This window comes from Pontibacter anaerobius, assembly GCF_026241195.1.
GTDB lineage: Bacteria > Bacteroidota > Bacteroidia > Cytophagales > Hymenobacteraceae > Pontibacter > Pontibacter anaerobius.
In genome coordinates this window covers 158,932-174,564 of sequence record NZ_JAPFQO010000003.1, presented here as the reverse complement: position 1 = coordinate 174,564, position 15,633 = coordinate 158,932, and the positions used below count along the sequence as shown (strand labels likewise).

Annotated in this window: 12 protein-coding genes and 1 pseudogene; 2 read left to right on the top strand and 11 right to left on the bottom strand. The window is 52.6% G+C overall.

Features of this window, described 5'->3' with window-relative positions; all coding sequences use genetic code 11:
- Positions 1 to 81 precede the first annotated feature (81 nt).
- Positions 82 to 1,281, top strand: coding sequence for a proline dehydrogenase family protein (locus tag OO017_RS06270; protein ID WP_266051608.1), 1,200 nt, complete (start codon positions 82 to 84; stop codon positions 1,279 to 1,281).
- A gap of 81 nt (positions 1,282 to 1,362) precedes the next feature.
- On the opposite strand, the gene OO017_RS06265 is transcribed toward OO017_RS06270, so the two are convergent.
- The 8 genes from OO017_RS06265 to OO017_RS06230 all read right to left on the bottom strand — a co-directional run bounded on the left by OO017_RS06265 (position 1,363) and on the right by OO017_RS06230 (position 10,913).
- The gene (locus tag OO017_RS06265; protein WP_266051607.1) at positions 1,363 to 3,183 is read right to left on the bottom strand and encodes a cytochrome c oxidase subunit I; all 1,821 of its coding nucleotides are present in this window, start codon (positions 3,181 to 3,183) and stop codon (positions 1,363 to 1,365) included.
- A gap of 1,048 nt (positions 3,184 to 4,231) precedes the next feature.
- Entirely contained in the window at positions 4,232 to 4,999 is a 768-nt protein-coding gene (locus OO017_RS06260) for an ABC transporter permease subunit (RefSeq protein WP_266051606.1), read from the bottom strand.
- A gap of 3 nt (positions 5,000 to 5,002) precedes the next feature.
- Positions 5,003 to 5,710, bottom strand: a complete 708-nt coding sequence (locus OO017_RS06255; RefSeq protein WP_266051605.1) for an ABC transporter ATP-binding protein — start codon at positions 5,708 to 5,710, stop codon at positions 5,003 to 5,005.
- On the bottom strand, positions 5,673 to 6,971 hold the full coding sequence (locus OO017_RS06250) for a nitrous oxide reductase family maturation protein NosD (RefSeq protein WP_266051604.1): 1,299 nt from the start codon (positions 6,969 to 6,971) through the stop codon (positions 5,673 to 5,675). Before OO017_RS06250 ends, OO017_RS06255 begins: the two co-directional genes overlap by 38 nt.
- Complete coding sequence (locus OO017_RS06245; protein ID WP_266051603.1) at positions 6,955 to 7,416, bottom strand: nitrous oxide reductase accessory protein NosL; 462 nt, start codon at positions 7,414 to 7,416, stop codon at positions 6,955 to 6,957. The genes OO017_RS06250 and OO017_RS06245 overlap by 17 nt, the downstream gene beginning before the upstream one ends.
- Positions 7,413 to 8,024: a hypothetical protein gene (locus tag OO017_RS06240; RefSeq protein ID WP_266051602.1), complete on the bottom strand. Its 612-nt coding sequence runs from the start codon at positions 8,022 to 8,024 to the stop codon at positions 7,413 to 7,415. The genes OO017_RS06245 and OO017_RS06240 overlap by 4 nt, the downstream gene beginning before the upstream one ends.
- Positions 8,025 to 8,310: 286 nt before the next feature.
- Positions 8,311 to 10,347 carry a Sec-dependent nitrous-oxide reductase gene (gene nosZ, locus OO017_RS06235; RefSeq protein ID WP_266051601.1) on the bottom strand — a complete coding sequence of 679 codons (2,037 nt, stop codon included), beginning with the start codon at positions 10,345 to 10,347 and terminating at the stop codon, positions 8,311 to 8,313.
- 32 nt (positions 10,348 to 10,379) lie between these two features.
- Positions 10,380 to 10,913, bottom strand: a complete 534-nt coding sequence (locus tag OO017_RS06230) for a c-type cytochrome (protein WP_266051600.1) — start codon at positions 10,911 to 10,913, stop codon at positions 10,380 to 10,382.
- Between the two features lie 345 nt (positions 10,914 to 11,258).
- Between OO017_RS06230 and OO017_RS20080 the strand changes: the two are divergent.
- Positions 11,259 to 11,435, top strand: a pseudogene (locus tag OO017_RS20080) (hypothetical protein); the annotation flags it as partial.
- 91 nt (positions 11,436 to 11,526) lie between these two features.
- Here OO017_RS20080 and OO017_RS06225 read toward each other — a convergent pair.
- From OO017_RS06225 to OO017_RS06215, 3 genes are all read right to left on the bottom strand, one after another.
- Positions 11,527 to 13,104, bottom strand: coding sequence for a sodium/sugar symporter (locus tag OO017_RS06225; RefSeq protein ID WP_266051599.1), 1,578 nt, complete (start codon positions 13,102 to 13,104; stop codon positions 11,527 to 11,529).
- Positions 13,105 to 13,232: 128 nt separating this feature from the next.
- Positions 13,233 to 14,261, bottom strand: a complete 1,029-nt coding sequence (locus tag OO017_RS06220) for a UDP-glucose--hexose-1-phosphate uridylyltransferase (RefSeq protein WP_266051598.1) — start codon at positions 14,259 to 14,261, stop codon at positions 13,233 to 13,235.
- 179 nt (positions 14,262 to 14,440) lie between these two features.
- Complete coding sequence (locus tag OO017_RS06215; RefSeq protein ID WP_266051597.1) at positions 14,441 to 15,601, bottom strand: galactokinase; 1,161 nt, start codon at positions 15,599 to 15,601, stop codon at positions 14,441 to 14,443.
- Positions 15,602 to 15,633 lie beyond the last annotated feature (32 nt).

Sequence of the window (15,633 nt, the reverse complement as noted above, 5' to 3'; positions counted from 1 at the left end):
TCAGGAACAACTTATTCAGGGAGTTTACGAACACAGGGGTAGCCAAAGTCTGGGAATGAGAACAACTTAATACTTAAAAATATGGCACAAACTACTGCCTCCCTACATACACCCGGACAGTTTGATCCGGACAACCTGCAGGTAACCTTCTGCAACAAGACTGACAGTGAGATGAAGCTGGCTTACTGGCTCTTTAATATGATGGGCATGCCAGCCTTGGTAAAAGCGGGCGGAATGGCCACCATATTGGCCCTGCGGTTAGGTCTGCCCATAAAACCCTTGATCCGGAATACCCTCTACAGGCACTTCTGCGGGGGCGAAACCGTGCAAGAGGCGCAACAGGTGGTGCAGAAGCTGGCCGCCGCCCGGGTGCAAACCGTTTTAGACTATGCCGCAGAGGCACAGGACACAGAACCAGGATTTGATGCTGTTCGGGATGAGGTGCTGCGCAACATTGCGTTGGCCGGCGATACCAGGGGTTTTTCCTGCATCAGTGTAAAGCTGACCGGCATCGGCCACAACAGCATTTATGAAAAACTGCACCTAAAGCAGAACCTAAGCCCTGAGGAGCAAAAAGCGTTTGCCAGAACAGAAGCCCGCCTGGACGAGATTTGCCGTGCAGCGGCTGAGGCTGACATTACAGTATACATTGATGCCGAGGAAAGCTGGCTGCAAAACCCTGTGGATGAACTGGCAGAGGAAATGATGCGCCGCTACAACAAAGAGCGGGCTGTGGTATTCAATACCCTGCAAATGTACCGCACCGACCGGGTTGCTTACCTGAAGGCCTGCCTGCGCCGCTTCGAAAACGAGCCGGTTATACTTGGCATCAAGATCGTGCGCGGAGCATACCTGGAGAAAGAGCAGAACCGGGCAGAAGCACAAGGTTACCCGTGCCCCGTCTTCACCCGAAAAGCAGACTCAGACAAAAGTTTTAACGAGGCCATTGACATTTGCCTGGACAACCTGCACCGCGTGGAACTCTGCGCTGCCACCCACAACGAGCAAAGCATCACGTACCTGACCAAGCGCATACGACAGGATAACATCAGCAACCACCGGGATCGTATCCATTTTTCGCAGCTCTACGGCATGAGCGATAACCTGACCTACAACCTGGCTGCTGCCGGGTACAATGCCTCCAAGTACCTGCCCTACGGGGATGTGGCAACTGCCGTACCTTACCTGATCCGGAGGGCTGAGGAAAATACATCCATCGCAGGGCAGATGGGCCGGGAACTGGTGCTGCTGCAGAAGGAGATGCGCAGACGCAAACTTTAATTTATGCCACTTATAAGTATAAAAACAGAGAGCCGGGGGTTGTTTTAGCCCCGGCTCTCTGTTTTTTCTTACCGCTGTTGGTTAATCAGGATCCCGATCGTGGGGCAGGTTGGATGACATTGTTTCGGAGAAAGGAACTGTCTGCGGGATATAATCTTCCGCGGCTCCCGGTTTGCTGTAATCGTAAGGCCAGCGGTACACTACAGGCAGCTCGCCTGGCCAGTTTCCATGCCCCGGCTTCACGGGCGTAGTCCACTCCAGCGTGTTGGAGTGCCATGGGTTAGGCGTAGCCCTGCGGCCCCGCCAGATGCTGTACAGGAAGTTAAACAGGAAGACGAACTGCGCAAAGAAACCAAGTATAGCCGCAATGCTGATAAAAGTGTTCAGGTCTGTAAAGGTGTTGAAGGCCTCAAAACCCGTCCAGTTGTAATACCTTCTCGGGAAGCCCGCAATGCCAATGTAATGCATCGGCAGGAACACCAGGTATACCGACAAAAAGGTGAGCCAGAAGTGCAGGAAGCCCAGTTTCTCATCCATCATGCGGCCAAACATTTTCGGGAACCAGTGGTACACGCCGCAGAACATCCCGAAGAAAGCCGCCGCTCCCATCACCATATGGAAGTGCGCCACCACAAAGTATGTATCGTGCACCTGTATGTCCAGCGAGGAGTTGCCCAGCACAATACCCGTTAGCCCTCCGGAGATAAAAATAGATACAAAACCAATGGCGAAGAGCATGGCCGCTGTAAAACGTATGTTGCCGCGCCACAGTGTAGCCAGCCAGTTAAACACTTTCACCGCCGATGGCACCGCAATGATCAACGTCAGAAACATAAATACAGAGCCCAGAAAAGGGTTCATACCAGACACGAACATATGGTGCGCCCACACTACAATCGAAAGTACGGAGATGCCCATCAGTGAGCCGATCATGGCCCGGTAACCGAAGATAGGCTTGCGGGCGTTGGTAGCAATAACCTCAGACGTGATACCGAAGGCAGGCATGATCACGATGTATACCTCGGGGTGGCCCAGGAACCAGAACAGGTGCTGGAAAAGTATGGGGCTGCCGCCAGTGTTGGTCAGCGCCTGCCCGGCAATGTAGATATCCGACAGGAAGAAACTGGTACCAAAACTACGGTCAAAGATCAGCAGTATAGCAGCTGAAAAGAGCACAGGAAACGAAAGCAGCCCCACAATCGCTGTCAGAAAAAACGCCCAGATCGTAAGCGGCAACTTCGACATAGACATGCCTTTGGTTCTGAGGTTAAACACCGTGGTAATGTAATTTATACCGCCCAGCAACGTGGACACAATAAACAGCGCCATCGAAATCAGCCACAAACTCATCCCTGCGGCGGAGCCCTGAATGGCCTCAGGCAACACACTTAGCGGCGGGTAAACCGTCCAGCCGCCGGCAGCAGGGCCGGTATCAATAAAAAGGGACCAGAACATGATGACGCTGGAGAGAAAGAATATCCAGTACGACAGCATATTCATAAAGCCGGATGCCATGTCGCGGGCACCGATCTGCAGCGGTATCAGGAAGTTACTGAAAGTGCCGCTCAGTCCTGCCGTTAGCACAAAGAACACCATAATGGTGCCGTGCATGGTAACCAGCGCCAGGTAGAACTCCGGGTTCAACTTCCCGTTCTCGATCCAGCCGCCCAGTATGGGTTCCAGGAAGGTAAACGTAGCCTCGGGCCAGCCCAGTTGCAACCGGAACAGCACCGACAGGAAGCTACCAATAAAGGCCCAGAAAATGCCCGTGAGCAGGTACTGTTTGGCGATGGTTTTGTGGTCCTGGCTGAAAATGTACTTCTCGATAAAACTCTGTTCGTGGTGCTCGTGCTCCTCGTGTACCGGATGCACGCCGCTAGGGGTAATATCAGTAGTGGCCATAGGCTGACAGGGTTAGGTAACGCAACAGGCTCTTTAACTAATTAAAGAGCAGCAGCTTACAGTGCGGTTGCTACTAACCCATACATACTGTATTCGCTTCGGAAAAGATGTATTTTAAGGTGGTTTAATTAAATATTGCCATTATAAAGGATGCCTGTTTGCTGTTTTGCTATGAGGTAGATTTTCCAATTATACTTTATAACTGCCTATCATCTTTAGTTAACACTTGGTAGTAACTGCTGCCCCTCCCCTTCTGGCGCAAGGCTTCCCCTTATGGCGCAAGTATTTATACTTGTGCCCTTTTATGATGTTGAGTTTGTAACTCAACTGGCTCGGAGAGCCACACATGTGCTTTGGCTATTCTTTAGCTGCTGTTCCAGACATCCCTGTCCGGAACCTCTCTGCCGCGGATTTCCAAATCCGCATACTTATACTTCCATTGACCCTGCTTTCTGCAACCTGAGCCAAGCTATCCTTACTAGCCACTGCTGATCCTAAGTCTTACTTGCCTATCGTTTCATCTCTGGCTTTGGCTCCCTCCAGCCCGGGAGGGCTCGTCTTCCCGCATCGCGCTGGGAGCTTTTCTTTGCTCGCTGTCGCTTTGCAATCCCTTCGGGACCGAAAAGCTCCGAAGGCGCTCTTTATAGGAGGCCCCTACCCCCACGGAAAGACTGGGAATCATTGCGATAGCCCCCGCTAACGGAGCTTCAGCCAAGTCCCCCTTCGAAGGGGGCAGGGGGATGTAATCGTCTGCTGGAAAACTCCCCTCTCGGGAGGGGTAGGGGTGGGTTTATACTTCTGCTGAAAATACCAGCAGCCATGAAACTTATACTTCAACATCAGTCATTACAGGCTCCCCTCCTTAGATTACCGCGAACGCGAGTTCGAAGGTAGCGAGCGTCGCTCTGAGGGGTAGGGGTGGTTGGCCTCGGTGCCTTATTACACAAAACCAGCATTCACGCCAAAACAAAAAAGCGCGGGGCTTAAGCCCCGCGCTTCCAAAAATCGAAACACCAATTCATAATCCTACCACAGCAGGCATTTTATACTATAGATCCCTCCTGGAAAAAATCCTTCTGGAGCTAACAAACGGCACCAGCACCCACAGCAGCAGCAGGCCAAACGCCAGGACTACGCTCCACAGGCTACCCAGTATACTTTTATACAGCGCACCGGTATACCCCATCAGTGCCGATACATCCAGGTTCAGCAACACGATAATTCTGCCCAGGTCAACCGGGTTTAAAGCTGTAAGAGCAAGAGTAGCATTCTCCAGCGGGTAATCGCTGAAAGTATAAAGTATGAACAGCACGATGCCGTCGTAGATTAGGGCAAAGTAGAACCACAGCAGCAGCGCAATGCCAATGCCCTTGGCTTTATCGCGGGTGATGACAGAGGCCAGGAACGCCATCGCCACGAAAATGAACGTGATGAAAATGCCTGTCAGCAACAAGTATAACCCCGTAAGGCTGGCCCCAAAAAGCAGCACCGGCATGCCCACGCCAAGTACAAATGCACCCGAAAGCGAACCAGCCACGCCCAGGTACTCGCTCAAAAAGATCTTTTTGCGGTTGATCGGCTGCGCCACCAGTAGCTCCATAAACTCATAGGAGTTGTAAAAGTGCGTGGTAGCGAATACAATACTTATGAGCGGCACCGTTAGCAGCACCAGGTTCAGGAGGCTGAGTATGGCTTTGTCAGGGTTGCCGCCCAGGTTAAACAGACCGATGGAAAGCAGCAGCAGGAACAAGGTATAGGCCAGCACTATTTTGTTCCGGATGATGTCGTAGAAAACGTATTTCAGTATCTTGTTCATAGCTTAGTCCTCCTCGTTCATGATTTTGGCGATGGCCTTGCTCAGGCGCTCCTCGTTGGTGTGGGCCTTTATACTAGCGATGGTCTCGTGGAACTTCAGTTGCCCGTCCACCAGGCAAATCACCTCATCGGCCACCTCTTCCACCTCGCTCATAATGTGCGAGGTTATAAGTATAAGCTTCCCTTTTTTCTTCTCCTTCAGGATTTTGCACTTCAGGATCTCAGCCGAAATGGGGTCAAGGCCGGCGGTGGGTTCGTCGAGTATCAGTATCTGCGGGTTAAACATAAAGGCCAGCGCGGCGCTTACCTTCTGCTTGGTGCCGCCCGACAAAGCGCCCATACGCTTCTCATACATCTCCTTCAGGCCATACAGCCCGATCAGTTCCTCGTCCACCACAGGGGCATCTTTTCTGATGTCGCGGATCATCTGGATCACCTGCCGGATCTTCATGTTTTCGGGGTAGCGGCCGATCTGCGGCATATAGCCGATCTGGCTGCGGTAGGCGTGCTGCCGAAGTATACTTTGCCCGCCAATTTTTATGTCGCCGGCATCTGGTAGCACCATGCCAAGGATGCACTTGCCCATAGTGGTTTTGCCGGAGCCGTTTGGCCCGATGACCGACACTACCCTGCCTTCGCCGAAGCTGACACTCACATCCTTGAGCACCTGCAGCTTACCGTACGACTTGCGTAAGTTTTCTATCGTTATCATAATCAATCTTCCTCATCATGGGTTGTTCATCCACCAAATTCTCAGGTATAAAGCTGGGCAGCACCTTCTCTATGTTGTCCATCAAATCCACCATAAAGCTGCGCATAAACATAACCGAAGGCGGCACCTGCTCCACCAGCATCGAGTACAGGCTAACCGGGCGGTAAGGCACATCGCCAATTCTATCTTTATCCAGATCGTAGCCGCTGTACTTATCCCAGTAGTTGTGCTCGAACAGGTTCATGGTGGGGTTGCCGTTGGTGCTCACATCAAAGGAGTTGCCGGTAAAGTTGTTGAGCCGGAACGTGTCCTGAATGCAGCTGCTCAGCAGCCTGATGGCCCAGCCGTTTCTGTCGAATTCGTTCTGCTTGATATCCAGGCGGCTAGAGCTTTCCATGTAAATGCCCGTGGTATTGCGACGGAACGTGTTATTGCGTATCACGCTGTTGCTGATCTCTTTCAGCAGCAAACCATAGGCCGCCGCGCCCCAGTTGCCCTCAAAGGTGTTATGTTCCATCCGGATGCCCTTCGTATACATCACGGCCACGCCAGCCCCGTTTTTACGGAAAATGTTGTGGGTGTACACATTGCGATCGGAGAACATAAAGTGTAGCCCGTAGCGCTGGTTCGCCTGGCTCAGGTTATCCTTTATCTCACTGTCTTTTACAAACTCCAGGTAAATACCGTCGCGGTGGCCCTCTACCCTGTTATTGCTGATTACGGTATTGTCGCAGTACCACAAATGTATGGCGTTGCCTAGCGCCGACTCGTTCAGGCCGGTTACATCCTGGCCTATAACTGTATTGCCCTTTATCACGCAGTTCTCAGAGTTCTGCAGGTAAATGCCAAAGTATGTTTTCTGGATGGTGTTGTTGAGTATGCGGATGTTGCTGCGCTCGATCACACGTATGGCGGCATCGTCGCGGGTGTAGCTGGTGGCTATGTTCTTTATGGTGAGGCCTTCTATGGTCACGTTGTCTGCCGTAACCGTCACGATCTGGCCTTTAAAGTTACCGTCAATCACCGGGTTGTTGCGGCCAACAATGGTAATGGGTTTGTTTATCTCGATGCCATGCTCCTGGTAAACGCCCCCGTCAATCAGCACCGTGTCACCGGGTTTAGCTTTGGCCACGGCCTGTCTTATCGATGTATACTCGCACGACTCGCACACCCTGAGCGTACTACCGTAGGCCAGCGGGGCCAACAGCAGCAACACCAAAGTGGCAAGTATAAAAGTGGTATGTTTACTCAGGTCTCTCATTGTTCTGTACGGCTGTAACCGCTTCGTTCCAGGTTAGCAGGCGGCCGCCAAGCTCCTGTTGCATTTTGGTAGCAGCAGCTTTATCGGTTACCGCCGTCATGTACATACCCATCGGGCTTGGCAGTTCTTTTGTCTGCAGAAAGTGCGCGTTGCGTGCGTCAATCAGTTCGTTTGGCCGGGTAAAGTCCGTCACCAGTAAAAAGGCAGCCTTCTCTGCCTGCTCCGGCTGTTCTTTAACGTAGGTCATCAGGCACTCCGCCGAGTCGAAAAAGATGGCTTTGCCTTTGTCGTTCACCAGTTCGGCCCCGTAGCGGCTATCGGCCACCGTCATGTTACAGTGGGCGCAGTTGGCCTGCCCGTAAGCGATGGGTTTTGGCTCCGGCTGGCAACCAGCTATTATCGCTAGCAGCAGTGCAAGGCTAAGTAGATGCAGTAATGTTTTCATACGAATGCGTGTTTTGCTTTTGAAGTCTGCTTTTTCGGATTTGTGCTCCGGTTCAGGAAGTATACCAGCAGCGACAGCGTGATGCCCAACAAGATACCCAGGCTGCCCAGCGCAGGTAAAGAGAGCGCATCGAAGTTTAGCAGCGTTTTGTTGCCCAGCAAAGGCGGAATGTAGGTCATGCCCGGCACCTTGATCGGGGCCTCGGGGCTCAGGTTCGTGCCGAATTTTACAAGCCACAGGTAGAAGTCAAGTATACCCACGGCTCCGCCAACCATCAGCAAACCACTCCAGCCCAGCACCAGTTTGTTTCTGCCTATCAGGGCCACCAGCACACCGGTTATCATAAAAAAGATCACGATGTAAGGCATGTATTCCAGCTCTGCGAACGATTCGGCGTGGATTGGCTCCATACCGATGTAGTGGTTAAGAATGTTAAAGTTCTGCAGCACATGGTCGGAGCTGCCGCCAAGTTTATTCACCCAGATGTGCAGTTCCAATCCCTCAGGGTATTGTGGGGCTTTGAGGTATATCTTCCACATCGGGAACATAAACAGCAGGCCCAGAGATAATGCCGCCACAATCATCAGCACTTTGGTATAGGCTTTCATCCTTTTATCAGTTAAGGTGAAAAGTATTTGAGTTGATGGGTAGAAGTATACTTGCGAACCCTATTCTATGCGATTGTTCCCTTGAGGGGACTACAGGGGTGTAAAGCTAAAGGCAAAGTCTTTTGTTACCGTTAAACATCCCCCTACCCCCTTCTTTATCGAGGGCCCCTACCCCCAAGGGGGACTTTGGGAAAGTTGAATCTCAAGTATAAGTATAACCCGCAACTCAGGTTAAATAACCAGCAGAGGTTACCGTGGCTCCCTCCGCTGGTTTTCCAGTTAGACCTTAGTTGGCAGAGGCTACTGGTGCCTCTTTCTTCTTACCGGTAGAGAATTTAATCGGCACGTTAGACCCTTTTGGAGATACTCGAATGTAGCCTTGCATTTCCTGGTGCAGCGCAGAGCAGAAATCTGTACAGTAGAACGGATACACGCCTTCTTTCTTAGCCACCCATTTCAGGGTTTGCGTAGCGCCTGGCATGATCAGGGTCTCGGCTGTGTTGGCTCCCATCATCGCGAAACCGTGCGGTACGTCCCAGTCCTGCTCCAGGTTGGTTACGTGGAAGAGCACAGTGTCACCTACCTGTATCCCCTCGATATTGTCCGGGGTCATGTGGCTGCGGATGGCGGTCATCTTCACGCGCACCTTGTTCTTACCTTCACGCACCACGCTGGCATCAGCCTCTTTCTTCGCGGCGTGTGGGTGGGTGTTCTCATCCAGCTTGTAGAACTTGGTGCTGTTTGGCGCTACCTTATCGGCAGTGATAGCCTGTGCGTAGTGCGGTTCAGCCACGGTCGGGAAGTCGAGCAGCAACTTCATTTTCTCGCCGGAGATGTCGATCAGCTGTGCGGAGTGCGCCAGTTCCGGGCCAGTTGGCAGGTAACGGTCTTTGGTGATCTTGTTCATGGCCACCAGGTACTTACCATGCGGCTCCTTTGTATCGCCACCAGGTATCATCAAGTGACCTACTGAGTAGTAAACCGGGATTCTGTCCACAACCTGCAGATCGTTCACCTTCCACTTCACCACTTCAGATGACACGAACATAGAAGTATAGGCGTTGCCTTTACCGTCGAACTCCGTGTGCAATGGCCCTAAGCCCGGCTCTTTCACTTCGCCTTTCAGCACAGACTCATACTTCAGCACCGGAATACCGTTCTTCTCGCCGTCGAACTGCTTATTCTTAATGGCATCCTGCATCTTAGAGAAAGAGAACACCGGAATAGCAGAGGCCAGTTTGCCGCTCACCACCATGTGCTCACCTGTTGGGTCCACGTCGATGCCGTGCGGTGATTTAGGCGCAGGCAGCAGGTACATCATGCCTGGGCACTCTTCCGGCAGCAGGTAGCGCACTTTCTTCTTCACCGTAGATTTGGCTACGTGCGTGCCCTCGTCCAATTTGTTGTGGTAGTAGTTGGCCGGCATTTCACGGGCCTTGCCTTCTGCGGCATACTTGGCGGCCAGCTTCCAGTTAACAGCAGCCAGGTAGTCCTTATCGTTCTGCGAGGCACCTACTTCTTTTAAAGTACCGGCCTGCTCAGAGTTATAGGTTGTAAAGAACACCCAGTCTTCTGACGGGCCTTTGCCACCATTAGCTAAGTCGTAGTCGAAGCCAGGCACCAGGATCTGGAAATCCAGGTCCATGTCGCCGTGCTCTTTGTCTATCTTAATGAAAGAGATAGAGCCACGGAACTCCTCACCATACTTATCCAGTGCCACGTCTTTGGTACCGCCTTTCATATCCAGCGGAACGGAGAAGCGCGTACCTGCGATGACGTACTCGTTGTTGTTAGTTGGGTACGGCGAGCAGTGATTACCTGCCGAGTTCGGGATCTCCATGATCTCCACCGTCTCAAACGTTTTCAGGTCGATACGGGCCACGCGTGGGGTGTTGTTACCGTTCACGAACAGCCAGCGGCCGTCTGTCTGGCCATCAGTGCGCGAGAGCTTAGGGTGGTGCAGGTCATCCCAGGGCACGAAACCATGCGATGTCTGCAGCATTGCCTTTGTTTCCTCGTTATACCCCCAGCCGTTCTCACCATGCTGCGTGAACACCGGGATGATCTTCAGCAAGCGTCCGGAAGGAAGGCCGTACACTGATACCTGCCCGTTAAAGCCACCGGACAGGAAGGAGTACAGCTCATCGTGCTTGCCTGGAGCTACATATACTGCTGAGGCAGCATCCTCAGACAAGCCTTGAGCGGTGGCACTGCCTTCGCCACCCATCTTGCTGCACCCCTGTAGTGCAGCGCCGGCTGCCACTGCCATCAGCAGGGCGGCTTTAGGGGCTGCTTTTTTTAGTTTATTGATTAAAGTTTCCATAAAAGTATGGTTTGTGTGGATGTGTTTCCTTATTAGCTATTCTGATCGTTTTGTCTCAGGAACTCCAGAATAGCTCTGGCATCCTGCTCCGTCACGTTCTGGTTGGTCATCTGGGTTAAGTGCTCTGCCAGCAGTTTCTTGGCAGCAGGGTCCTTCTTGGTCATTTCCTCCGGGTTGATAATCATGTTCATGATCCACTCAGGCTTGCGGTTCTCGGTTACACCGGCCAGGCCAGGGCCTACCACCTTCTGATCGGACAGTTGGTGGCAGGCAGAGCACTTGCCCTCAAAAATGGTTTTGCCCTGGGCGGCTAGCTCCTCGTTTATACCCTCGCCCAGATCAACTGTGGTCACGGGTCCTACTCCTTTTCCGTCGTCTTCAGCTGGCGCTTCGGCCTGTTGTGCCAGCCCTGGCTCTCCTTCTTCAGTGGCAGCGGTGTTCTCGCTGTCTCCTGATGAGCAACTGAACAGCATGGTGCTAAACAGCATAGCTATCAGGCTCAACTGCAGCGGTTTAAACATTCTGACAGTCTTTAACTCTTTCGGAATATTAAGGTACTTTTTCATGTTAGTGTAAGATTTTAGCAGTGTCTAGAAAATTTGGTGATCGATTACACTACAAAAGTATGGGAGGGCATGCTGCAAATAAAAGACCTTAATCTCTTTTAATAATGACATATGTCATTTTCTTGGGTGCTACCGGTAAGCCTTGGGCTATCGCCAGGTGATAAAGCTGAAAAAGTATAATAAACAGGTAAGGTGATGACCTTAGTTAGCACAAGGCAGGAAAGCAGCCTTAATATCTCAATAAATAAGAGAAGCTCTGGCTGGGTTTTATCGGTTCCTGTGCCGTACTCGGTACTGTGGCTCTGAGATGTACAGACAAGCGCCACCTATACCCGGAAGGTTGTAACTGCCTCAGGCGAAACTCTGCTTACCGCGCCGGGCATGAAAGAGGGTCAGAATGTTTGGCAGCAAATGGAGGCAGGAGTTGGATCTACCAGGGTGGCAGGGGACTGTATAGCTTTGGATTGGAACACTGAATGGCTGCGCAAAGAAGCCATGTTCTTCCTTTATACTTGCAGATAAAGGGTCATAAAACAGGAAGAGCCGGTACTAATACCGGCTCTTCCTGTTGCTGGGCCTGCCGCTGCCGCGACGCCCAAAGTATAAAATTCCGTTACCAGAAAATGATGTAGATAGCGGCCAGCACAAGAATGATAGCCATTGCGGTAACGTTAAAAATGCTGTCCGTTTTGAAAAGCCCTTTTTCAATGTAAACCGTGTTTTCCGGATACTTGCCACGCACGTTGTTCTCAAACAGCGAGTAGCCCACCATCAGCGCTGACAGCAGCAGGAACACAAGCCCCATCTGGTCCAGGAACGGCATAGTTGGGAAGGTAATATCGATGATGATACTGAATGGTACAGAGGCGATGGCCGTAGCCAGTGCAGCGTTAGAGGTCGCTCTTTTCCAGAACAGGCCGAACAGGAACAGCACCACGATACCCGGGCTCACGTAACCCGTGTATTTCTGGATGAACTGGAAGATCTGTTCCTCGCCACCTAACAGCGGCTCAGCCACCAGCACCGCAATAATAATGGCGGTTAAACTCACCAGTCGGCCCACCATCACCATCTGGTTCTCGGTAGCGTCTTTCTTCAGATGAGATTTATAAATATCCATGGTAAAGATCGTAGCCGTAGAGTTCATCATAGAGCTCAGCGACGACAGGGCAGCAGCGATAAGTGCGGCAAACGCAAGACCTTTCAGGCCGGTAGGCACCAGGTTACCAAGCAGCCATGGGTATGCCTCGTCGTAGCGGCTGATCTCAGCGTTCAGGGCAAAGGCCGCGATACCCGGAATTACTACTACCAACGGAATCAAAAGCTTCAGGAAGGCGGCGAAAACCAGGCCCCACTGTACTTCTTTCACGCTTTTAGCGGCCAGGGCACGCTGTACAATGTACTGGTTAAAGCCCCAGTAGCTGATGTTGGCAATCCACATACCTCCGAAAAGCACGGTCATGCCTGGCAGGTCTTTGTAGAACGGGTTCTCTTCAGAAAGAATCATATCGAACTTCTCCGGAGCCTTCTCCAGCAACATGCTCATACCATTAAAAGGGCCGGTTCCGCCACTCACGGCATCCAGCGCCAGGTAAGTGGTTACCAAGCCACCAAAAATCAGGAAAATCACCTGTATCACGTCTGTCCAGGCTACGGCTTTCAGACCACCGTAGATAGAGTAAGACACTGCCACCACAGCCAGACCGATGATGGCATAGGTTGTGCTCACATCCAGCACTACGCTCAGTGCCAGCGCAGACAGGTACAGCACCGTGGTCAGGTTTACGAAAATGTAGAGCATGATCCAGAAAACGGCCAAACTGGTACGGATACGGTCATCGTAGCGCAGCTTCAGGAACTGCGGCATCGTAAAAATGCCTTCTTTGATGTAGATCGGGAGAAAGAACTTGGCTACGATGATAAGCGTGGCAGCCGCCATAAACTCGTAGCTGGCAATACCCAAGCCAATCGCGAAGCCGGAACCGGACATACCGATAAACTGCTCTGCCGAAATGTTAGAGGCGATGAGTGAGGCACCGATAGCCCACCAAGGCAGCGACTTGCTGGCCAGAAAGTAGTCGGTAGAGTTCTTGGTATGCCCCTTTTTCTCACGGGATATCCAGATGCCGAAAACAATGATGAGCAGGCAGTAGCCTATGAATACAATAAAGTCGAGCGTAGAAAAATTCATCTATTAACAGTTTTTGGGTAGCTAATATATAATATTAGTTCTGATTTATACATATCTCAGCTTTAATTTATAAAATAAGCCATCTGCCCTTTGTTCAGGGCAGATGGCTTATGTAAACCGGCTTATACTTAGCGCACCAGGCTGCGGAGCATGTCAGCGGCCGCCTCGGGGGTTATGTCGCGCTGCGGGTTGCCCATCATCTCGTAGCCCACCATAAATTTCTTGACGGTGGCCGAGCGCAGCAGCGGCGGATAAAAGTGCATGTGGAAGTGCCAGCCTGGGTACTCCTGCCCGTCGGTCGGGCTTTGGTGGATACCGGAGGAGTACGGGAACGATATGCCAAACACACGGTCATAAGCGGCGGTTACAGACTTGATGATCTGGCTAAAATCGCCTTTCTCCTCCTCTGTCATCTGCCCAATGTGCTGGAAATGGCGCTTGCTGATCACAATAGTTTCGAAAGGCCAAACGGCCCAGAAAGGCACCAGGGCCACAAAGTGCCCGTTCTCCGCCACCACCCGCTCGCGCGACTCCAGCTCCAGGGCCAGGTAATCGGCCAGCAGGCTGCGCTGGTGCTGCTCAAAGTATAAGCTCTGTTGCTTTGTTTCCTTGGCCGGCTCTACCGGCACGGTGCTTTGCGCCCAGATCTGGCCGTGCGGGTGCGGGTTGCTGCAGCCCATGATCGAGCCTTTGTTCTCGAAGATCTGCACATAGTTAATAAAGTCGCGGCTGCCCAGTCCGGCATACTCCTGCTGCCACAGATCCACCACCTTCCGGATATCCTGTACCTCCATGTCGGCCAGCGTCAGGTCGTGGCGGGGCGAAAAGCAGATCACGCGGCAGATGCCGCGCTCACTCTCGGCCCGGATCAGGTTGCTCACTACATAAGCTCCCTCTGGCGCGTCGGCCTGCAGTGCCCCGAAATCATTGTCGAACACATAGGTAGACTCGTAGTCCGGGTTCTGCTCGCCGTTAGCCCGTGTATTGGTGGGGCAAAGGTAACAGACGGGGTCATACGCGGGACGCTCCTCGCAGCTCTGCTCCTCCTGCTGCCCCTGCCACGGGCGCTTGGCCCGGTGCGGCGACACCAGCACCCACTCTCCTGTCAGGGGGTTGTATCTTCTGTGCGGATGTTCCGCTAAATCAAAATCAGACATTAGTATGCTTCTTATGTTATCGCCCCAAAAGGGCTTCAACTTGATAATTCAAATTGCAATTGATTACTGCTAGTGTGGCTTTAACCCACCCCTAACCCCTCCCGAGAGGGGAATTTCTACACGAGTAATTTACTCCCCTCCCCGGAGGGGTTAGGGGTGGGTTAATCGAAACTTATACTTTATACTTGGCCTGGCTCCACCAGACTGCTGCCGTCCACGATCTCGGCCACGTAGGTTTTGAGGTGGATGCCGAACTGCAGTTTGTAGGCCTCCTCCATACGTTGGATAAACTCCTCCAGCGCCTCCAGCTGCACGATGTTGATGGTACAGCCGCCGAACCCCCCGCCCATCATACGCGCGCCCAGCACACTCTCCATCTCCCTTGCCTGGTCCACTAGGAAATCCAGCTCCTCACAGCTTACTTCGTAATTGTGCTGCAGGCCGCGGTGCGAGGCATACATCTTCTCCCCAAAGGTTTTCATATCGCCCTGCTCCAGTGCCCGGCAGGCCTCCTCCACGCGTATATTCTCGTGCACGATGTAGGTACAGCGCTTGTATACAGTGGGGTCAAACTCCTCCTGGTGCTGCTCCAGCATCGGAACGGTCACGTCGCGCAGGCTTTTTACCTCCGGGTAGTGGCGCTGCAGGTGCGCCACGCCCGCCTCGCACTCCTGGCGGCGCGTGTTATACTCCGAGGAGGCCAGGTTGTGCTTCACCTGCGTATCGCAGAGCACGATGCGGTAATCGGCCATCTCGAGGTGGTAATAATCGAAGTCGAGGGAGCGGCAGTCGAGCTTTACAGCGTGGTTCTGCCGGCCATACATACTGGCGAACTGATCCATGATGCCGCATTTCACGCCCGCATACTCGTGCTCGGCCATCTGCGCCATCTTCACCAGGTCAAACTTCGGGATATCATACCCGAAGATGTGGTTTAAAGCATAGGCCAGCCCGCACTCCACGGCAGCCGACGACGAAAGCCCTGCCCCGATCGGAATGTTGCCGCCGTAGACCAGGTCAAAGCCCTTCACCTCGTAATTGGCCTGCTGCAGCTGCGCGATCACGCCCAACAGGTAATTGGCCCAGCTTATATCGGAAGGCTGCACCTGCCCCAGGTCAAACTCAGCACCCTGCTGCAGATCGTAGGCGTAGGCACGAAAGGTGCTGGTGTGGTTGGGCGCCACGGCAAAGTATATTTCCTTGTTGATGGCGGCCGGCAGCACAAAGCCGTTGTTGTAGTCGGTGTGCTCCCCGATCAGGTTCACGCGGCCCGGTGAGCGCACGATGGCCGGGTCCTGCCCATACAGTTCCTTAAATTTATCTTTGATCTCTTGTAGCATCTTTTGTAAGTATAGCTTTTGCCTTCGGCGTC